The sequence below is a fragment of the Marinibaculum pumilum genome (genome assembly GCF_042646425.1).
GTDB classification, from domain to species: Bacteria; Pseudomonadota; Alphaproteobacteria; order Ferrovibrionales; family Ferrovibrionaceae; genus Marinibaculum; species Marinibaculum pumilum.
On sequence record NZ_JBHRTR010000026.1, the window covers coordinates 1 to 6,983 of the forward strand.

A 6,983-nucleotide genomic window follows, 5' to 3' on the forward strand; every position below is an offset into this window, starting at 1 on the left:
AGAGACAGGAACCGAAGACCCGAAGCCGGCCCACAACTCGAATTCAAACTCACATGAGCAAGCAATGTGCCGGACAGCACTGCCCTTGAGGCGAGGATCCATTCCGCCAGCCTTGAGGCTTCTGACACGCTGACGGAATAGGTTCTCGGGTCAAGCCCGAGAACGACGCAGCATCAGCTGAAACCGAGCCGTTCCGGGCCGCCCGCCCTCAGCTCGAATTGTCGGTCCCCGCCACCCGGTTCTGCTGCGCATTGGCGCCGACATTGCCGCCATTGCTGTCGGTGCTGGTGCCGTTCGCCTCGACGATGCCCAGGGCGGCGGCGGTGTTGGCGCTGTTGTCCTCCTTCTGGAAGACGTCGGTCTTGGTATCCAGCGCGGAGAAGGTCGCCGCCTCGCCCTCGTTCTTCTTCACCACCAGCAGCGGCTGCAGGTCGACGGTCAGGATCAGCGGGAAGGCCAGGGTCATGGTGATGTTCTGCTGCACCGCCACCAGGGCGAGGGCGGCGGAGACCAGCGCCAGGTAGGAGGCGATCTCGACCTCGTTCTTGCCGCTCTCGCCGCTGGCCATGCCGGCGATGCCGACGATCAGCGCCGGCGCGGCCACCAGCGCGGCCGCGGCGCCGGCGACCAGCGCGGTGTTGGCGGGCAGGGCGGGCACCCATTCGATCGCCACCCCCGCCGGCACCACCGACAGCGCGGTGGAGATGGTGAGGCCGAAGGAGGAGCCGACATTCAGTTCCGCCGACAGCGGCGTCCAGGTGAAGCTCGAGGACTTCGACATCTCCGCCTTCACGTTGAACGGCCCGGCGCTGGCCGAGGCGGTGCCGTCGGCATTGCTGGCGGAGGTGGCGAAATAGCTGTTCGAGCCGCTGTCATAGGCGAAGGCGGAGCCGGAATCCGTCGGGCCCGTGGTGCCGCCGAACCGGAATGCCTGGACCATCGGATGTTCCTTCCTGCGGCCGGTCAGCCCTGGTTGTGGTTCACGTTGGCGTTCACGTTGGGGCCGGTATTGTTCTCGGTCCCGTTGCTCTGCACCTGCACGACCTGGGCGGAGGTGTTGGCGCTGTCGGTCGAATCCTGGCCGCCATTGGCCTGCACCTCGACCCCCTGGACCTGGTTCTTCGCCAAGTAGCGGTGCATATAGCCGCCCGGCGCCAGGGTATAGGTGGTGCCCAGGTCCATCTTGATCGTCTTGCGCGGCCCGTTGATGGCGAGCGCGACCTGGGTGGGCCCGTTCACCGTGGCGCTGAGGGTGCCCCAGGAGATCGCCTGCTGGTGGACGATGTTGGTGACCGCCTGGAAGCCGACGATGGTGATCGACTTCGACGCACCCAGCGAGACCGAGGCGCCCAGGCTGGGCCCGGTATAGGTGAACCAGGACGGCGGGTCGGAGGAGGATGAGCTGCTGTCGCCGCTGCCGGAGCTGTCGCTGCTGCTGTCGTCGGTGGCCAGGGCGCCGTCCGTCGAGGCCTGTACCATGGCGATGCTCCCGTGCAGGGGCGGCGGCCTGTTCCCGGCCGCCGGTCGAAACCCAAGGGCGGCCTATTCCTGGCCGCCTGTGGAAACGTTGCCGCCCACGCTGTTGCGGGAGCCGGCAGTGGAGGTGCGGCTGGCCCGTGCCGTGGCGCGGCCCAGCGCCTGCCCGGCACGAACGCCGGCGGTCAGCACGCGGGCGCCGGCCGCATGCAGCTTTGCGGCGGCGCCGCCGCTCTCCGCCACGGCGCTCTTGAGGGTGATCGGATTGCCGTCGATCGTCACCTCGGTCGAGCCGGCGGAATTGTATTCCAGGTTGGCGATGCCAGCGAGCCAGGCCGTGCCGTCGAAGGCGGGGCCGAAGCTGGTGCTGTAGTCGCCGCCGATCGTCACCGTGAAGGTGAAGCCGGCATTGACGCTGAGCTCCGCCGACATGCCGGCGCTCAGGTCGAGGATCGTCAGGCTCAGCTGGATATAGCTGTAGCCGACGGAAACCTCGTCGAAGCCGGAGATCGTCGGTTCGCTGTCGTCGGCCATGGCCGCTCCCGTTACGCCCGGCGGCGCGGCCGTCGCCGGGACACCGCATCGGCAGTCCCGCTGCCGCCGCTTTTCGCGCTATCATCCATGCCGCAGCGCCGACAGCTTACCGTCCCGCGACGACGATGGCATAGGGGCCATCCTGGCGGGAGCGCACGGGGCCGTCTGCCGGTGCCGAACGGACGAGGCAGGGATGCTGATCAGGAAGCCGACCAAGCAGGGCATCGCCTACCGGCTCTTCGAGTATCGGCAGAAGCCCTATGTCACCCTCTGCTCGCTGTTCTTCTTCCCCTTCGACCGTCCCCGCGACCTGGAGACGGAGCAGGAGATGTGGCCCTATGCCGCCGGCAAGCTGGCGCCGATGGCGCTGGAGGAAGGGCTGCCGAAGGGCGCGGCGGAGGTGCTGGTGGTCGGCGACTTCCATGCCCCCGGCGGCACCCCGGCGCGGGAGGGCGAGGTCGCCCTGCGCATGGGCGGGGTGGACAAGCGGCTGCGGGTCACCGGGCCGCGGCACTGGCGCCTGCGCTGGAACAACCTGTACCAGGCCAGCGCGCCCGAGCCCGTTGCCGCCGTGCCCCTCTCTTGGGCGACCGCCTTCGGCGGCGCCGGCTTCGACCGCAATCCCCTGGGCATCGGCCATGTGGCAGAGGAGCTGTCGGCCGAGGGGAGCGGCCTGCCCCTGGTGGAATATCCCGGCGATCCGGTCACCAGCCCCGACAGCCGTCCGCGCCCGGCGGGCTTCGGGCCGATCCCGCAGGACTGGCCGCAGCGCCTGCAGCGCGCCGGCAGCTACGATGAAGCCTACCTGAAGGGCGGGCAGTTCCCCGGCCTCGCCGCCGACACCGACTTCAAGGCCTTCAACCTGGCCCCCGCCGACCAGTGGCAGAAGGACTGGTTCGCCGGCGACGAACGCTTCGAGCTCCTGAACATGCATCCCGAGCGCCCGCACCTGGCGGGCCGGTTGCCGGAGATCCGCGCCCGTTGCTTCCTGCGCCGCCGCGACCAGGCGGGCGGCACCCGGCTGCAGGAGGTGCCGCAGAACCTGGATACGGTCTGGCTGTTCCCGGGCGACCTGCGCGGCATCGCGGTCTATCGCGGCACGGCGGAACTGACCTCCCCGCTGGCCGACGACATCCTGCACATGCTGTTCGCCTATGAGCGGATGGGGACCGCGCCGCGCAGCACCGCCCATTACGAGGCGGAGCTGGACCGGCGCATCGACCCGGAGAAGAGCGCCGCGCTGCTGACCTACGACCGCGGCCTGAAGCCGGAGGACGAGGGCGACCCGCCGCCCGACCCGCGCCTGGTGGTGCGGTTCAAGGATTTCCGCAAGGACCCGGCGCCGGCCCTGGTGGCGATGATGGCGGCGCAGGAAGGCATGGTCGCCGACGCGGCGAAGGAAGCCGGCGTGGCGCTGGGCGCCCTGAAGGCGGCGAAGGCGGCGGCGCATCCGCCGCTGCCCGAGGTGGCGGCCCTGGATGACATGGTGCTGGACTTCAACCGGCCGGACCTGATCGACGGCAAGGCGGTGCAGGCGAAGGTCGATGCCGCCGCGGCGGCGCTGAAGGCGAAGGGCGATGCCGCGATGGCCGACCAGCTGGCGATGCGCGAGAGCCTGATGCAGGAGACCCGCGAGAAGGCCGCCGCCCACGGCTACGACTACGACGCCTTCGAGGCGGAGATGCAGGCCAAGGCGCAGAAGTCCAACGCGGAGCTCTGGGCGGAGGGCAAGCAGAAGTATTTCGAGGCCAACAAGCCGTTCGACGAGTATGGCGAGGAGTATCGCGACTTCTTCCAGCAGCTGAGGGCGGAGGCCGACAAGGTCGATGCCCAGATGGCGGGGCTGGATGCCACCCGGGCGGAGGGCGAGCGGGCGATCGGCCATATGCTGCCGCTGCCGGCGGCACCCTCGCCGCAGCAGGCCGCCTTCGCGCGCGCCGCCCTGCAGGAAGCGATGGCAAAGGGCGAGCCGCTGACGGGAGAGTCGCTGGCGGGTGTCGACCTGTCCGGCATGAACTTCGCGGGGCGGGACCTGCGGGAAGCGGATTTCCGCGGCGCCAACCTGCGCAACGCCGATTTCCGCAAGGCGCTGCTGGGCAAGGCCAGCTTCGCCCAGGCCGATATCGCCGGCGCCGATTTCACCGGCGCCGACCTGACGGAGGGCAACCTGGCCAAGACCTCCGCCGCCGGCGCAATCTTTGCCGAGGCGAACCTGACCGGTGCCAATTGCGGCGGCATGGCGGGGCCGAAGGCCTGCTTCGTCCGTGCCGGGCTGGTGCGCACCGGCCTTGGGCAGGCGGGCCTGCCGAAGGCCGACTTCTCCGGCGCCCGGATCGAGGATGTGGCGATGATGGAAGGCGACCTGACCGGCGCCCGCTTTGTCGGTGCGGGGCTGAAACAGGTCACCTTCTCCGCCGTGCCGATGGCCGGTGTCGATTTCACCGGCGCCGGCTGCACGGCCGTGCTGGTGCAGAATGCCAGTCTGGAACAGGCGAAATTCGACGAGGCGAAGCTCGACCAGTTCGGCGTGCAGGGGGAAGGCGCCACCCTGAAGGGCGCCAGCTTCCGCGGTGCCGCGGTCGCATCCGCCTCCTTCGCCGGGCTGGACCTGACCGGCACCGACTTCACCGCGGCGCTGATCGACCGCATCGACTTCACCGGCGCGGTGATCGCGGCGGCACGCTTCGACGAGGCGGTGGCGCGCGGCGCGGTCTTCACCCAGGCGCGCATCGACCGCTCCAGCTTCGCCAACGGCAATTTCAGCGCCAGCGTCTGGATCGCCGCCCGCATCCGCCGGACCCGCTTCACCGGCAGCAGCCTGTACGGCAGCAGCTTCCTGCATGCGGTGCTGGAGGAGAACGACTTCGCCAGGGCCAACATGGCGCAATCCACCCTGGCCGGACCGGAGGTCCCATGACCGACGCGACATCCGGCAAGGCGGAGGCGGGTCCGCGGTCTTTCGACTTCCTCAACCCGCCGCAGGTCTTCGGCCGGGCGGAGGTGGAGGGACAGCTGGCCGTGGCGCCGCTGTTCTCCTCGGTGACGATCCGCGACTGCGGCCTGGCCGGGCTGGAGATGCGCTCGGTGCTGTTCGACAAGGTGGCCTTCGAGCGGGTCGACTTCGCCGGGGTCGAGATGTCCGCGGCGGTGTTCGGCAACTGCACCTTCCGCAACTGCCGCTTCGGCAAGGCCAGTCTGCTGAGCCTGTCGTTCAGCACCTGCGGCTTCGAGGGCTGCGATTTCCGCGCCTGCCTGCTGGAGGTGGCGACCTTCGCCAAATGCGACTTCCGCGGCTGCACCTTCGACGGCACCCGGTTCAAGATCGATGTCCTGACCGAATGCAGCTTTTCCGAATGCAGCTTCCGGGGCGCCGACCAGTGGTGCAGTGTCTGGAAGGATTGCGGGCTGGAGGGACAGTCCTGGGCGGGCACCACCCTGTACTGCACCATCCTGTCGAAGGGGAAGCTGGCCGGGCTGGACCTGGAGCGCGCGGCGCTGGAACGCTGCATCGTGCAGGAAGCGGACATGCGGCCGGTGCGCCTGGGCGGCACGCGGCTGAAGACGGTGGCCTTCCAGAAATGCGATTTCCGCGCGATGGACTTCGCCGGCCGGGAGCTGGAGCAGGTGCAGTTCCTGGAATGCGACATGAAGGGCATCGAGCTGTCGGGGGCGCGGATGCCGAACTGCGGCTTCGCGAAGTCGGACCTGACCGGCGCGCGGCTGGAGAAGGCCGCCGCCCTGTCCTGCAGCTTCGCCGGGGCGGTCCTGACGGGGGCGGAGATGGGCGGCATCCAGGCCCCCCAGGCCTCCTTCGCCGATGCGGAGATGGCGGAGGTGCAGGCGAAGGGCGCGAACCTGCAGACCGCCTTCCTGGAAGGCGCCCGGGCACAGCGTGCCAACCTGTCGGGGGCGGACATGCGGCATGCGCTGATGGCCAATGCCGATGTCAGCGGCGCCGACCTGCGCCGCGCCGACTTCACCTGGGCCGACCATCACCGGCTGCTGGCCGAGGATGCGAAATGGGACGGCGCGCACACGAAAGGTGTGCGGGGCACCAACAAGGACCGCAAGCAGTCGGAGACCTTCCTGCCGGCAGCGGCACTGAAGCCGGCAAAGGCCGGCTGAGGAGGAGAGACGCCATGGGACATGACAGCAGGGGCGTCCTGGACCGGGTCGGCGCGGTCTATGTCGCAAGGGTCGTCGCGCCACCCGGCGATATGGCCGCAGAGGGGGCCGTGGCGATCAAGGCGCCGGAGGGGATCCGGACGGCCGAGGTTGCAATCGGCTGTATGGTCCGGCCGCAGCCCGGCGACGAGGTTGCCGTTCTGCTGGACCGCAGCGGCGCTGCCATCGTGCAGGCGGTCCTGCGCCGTCCGGGCGGCGGGCCCCTGACCGTTTCGGCGGAAGAGGGCCTGACCCTGCGCGCCGGGGCGACAAGCCTGAACCTGCACGCCCGCCATGGTGCCTTCCTGGCCAGCGACCGGGGCGTGACCTTGGCGGCCGCCGGCCTGGATGTCCGGGCAGGACGCGGCTTTGCCGAACTTGGCGACCTGGTCTGGCGCGCCGCCTCCGCCTACGCGCTGGTTGGCCGGCTGGTCACCGCCGCCGACAGCCTGGTGACCCGGGCCGGTCACCTGCTGACCCGCGCAGACCGCGCCCAGCGCAGCGCGGAGACCCTGGACCGGGTCGAGGCACCGGTTGTGGAGCTCCGGGGGCGGGAGGCCGCCAGCCTCTACGGCGAAAGCGCCAGCCTCAACGCGGGCGAGGATGTGCGGATCGCAGGCCGGCGGATCAATATCGGCTGAGCGGCGCAGCGGCGGCCGGGCTCGGCGATCCGGGCCTGGGGGTGAGGCCGCGAGATCGACACGTCTTTTTGGCCTGATCTCCCTGTCGCCGTCGTCCTCGGCCCCCGAGCCTACGGGATTCACATATCTCTTCTCTTCGACACGCCTCCCTGCTGCCGTCGCCCTCGG

Annotated in this window: 6 protein-coding genes; 3 read left to right on the top strand and 3 right to left on the bottom strand. The window is 69.9% G+C overall.

Annotated elements, in window-relative coordinates:
- Positions 1-208: 208 nt before the first annotated feature.
- From ACFOGJ_RS11660 to ACFOGJ_RS11670, 3 genes are all read right to left on the bottom strand, one after another.
- Positions 209-940, bottom strand: coding sequence for a hypothetical protein (locus tag ACFOGJ_RS11660; protein WP_379900472.1), 732 nt, complete (start codon positions 938-940; stop codon positions 209-211).
- 23 nt (positions 941-963) lie between these two features.
- Positions 964-1,479 carry a hypothetical protein gene (locus tag ACFOGJ_RS11665; RefSeq protein WP_379900474.1) on the bottom strand — a complete coding sequence of 172 codons (516 nt, stop codon included), beginning with the start codon at positions 1,477-1,479 and terminating at the stop codon, positions 964-966.
- Positions 1,480-1,542: 63 nt separating this feature from the next.
- Positions 1,543-2,010 (bottom strand): hypothetical protein, encoded by a 468-nt coding sequence (locus ACFOGJ_RS11670; protein WP_379900476.1) that lies wholly within the window; start codon positions 2,008-2,010, stop codon positions 1,543-1,545.
- Between the two features lie 193 nt (positions 2,011-2,203).
- Here ACFOGJ_RS11670 and ACFOGJ_RS11675 point away from each other — a divergent pair, with 193 nt between their 5' ends.
- The 3 genes from ACFOGJ_RS11675 to ACFOGJ_RS11685 are packed head-to-tail and all read left to right on the top strand — an operon-like array spanning position 2,204 to position 6,815.
- Positions 2,204-4,927 carry a DUF2169 family type VI secretion system accessory protein gene (locus ACFOGJ_RS11675; protein WP_379900478.1) on the top strand — a complete coding sequence of 908 codons (2,724 nt, stop codon included), beginning with the start codon at positions 2,204-2,206 and terminating at the stop codon, positions 4,925-4,927.
- Entirely contained in the window at positions 4,924-6,135 is a 1,212-nt protein-coding gene (locus ACFOGJ_RS11680) for a pentapeptide repeat-containing protein (RefSeq protein WP_379900480.1), read from the top strand. The genes ACFOGJ_RS11675 and ACFOGJ_RS11680 overlap by 4 nt, the downstream gene beginning before the upstream one ends.
- Before the next feature lie 14 nt (positions 6,136-6,149).
- On the top strand, positions 6,150-6,815 hold the full coding sequence (locus ACFOGJ_RS11685) for a DUF3540 domain-containing protein (RefSeq protein ID WP_379900482.1): 666 nt from the start codon (positions 6,150-6,152) through the stop codon (positions 6,813-6,815).
- Positions 6,816-6,983: the final 168 nt, after the last annotated feature.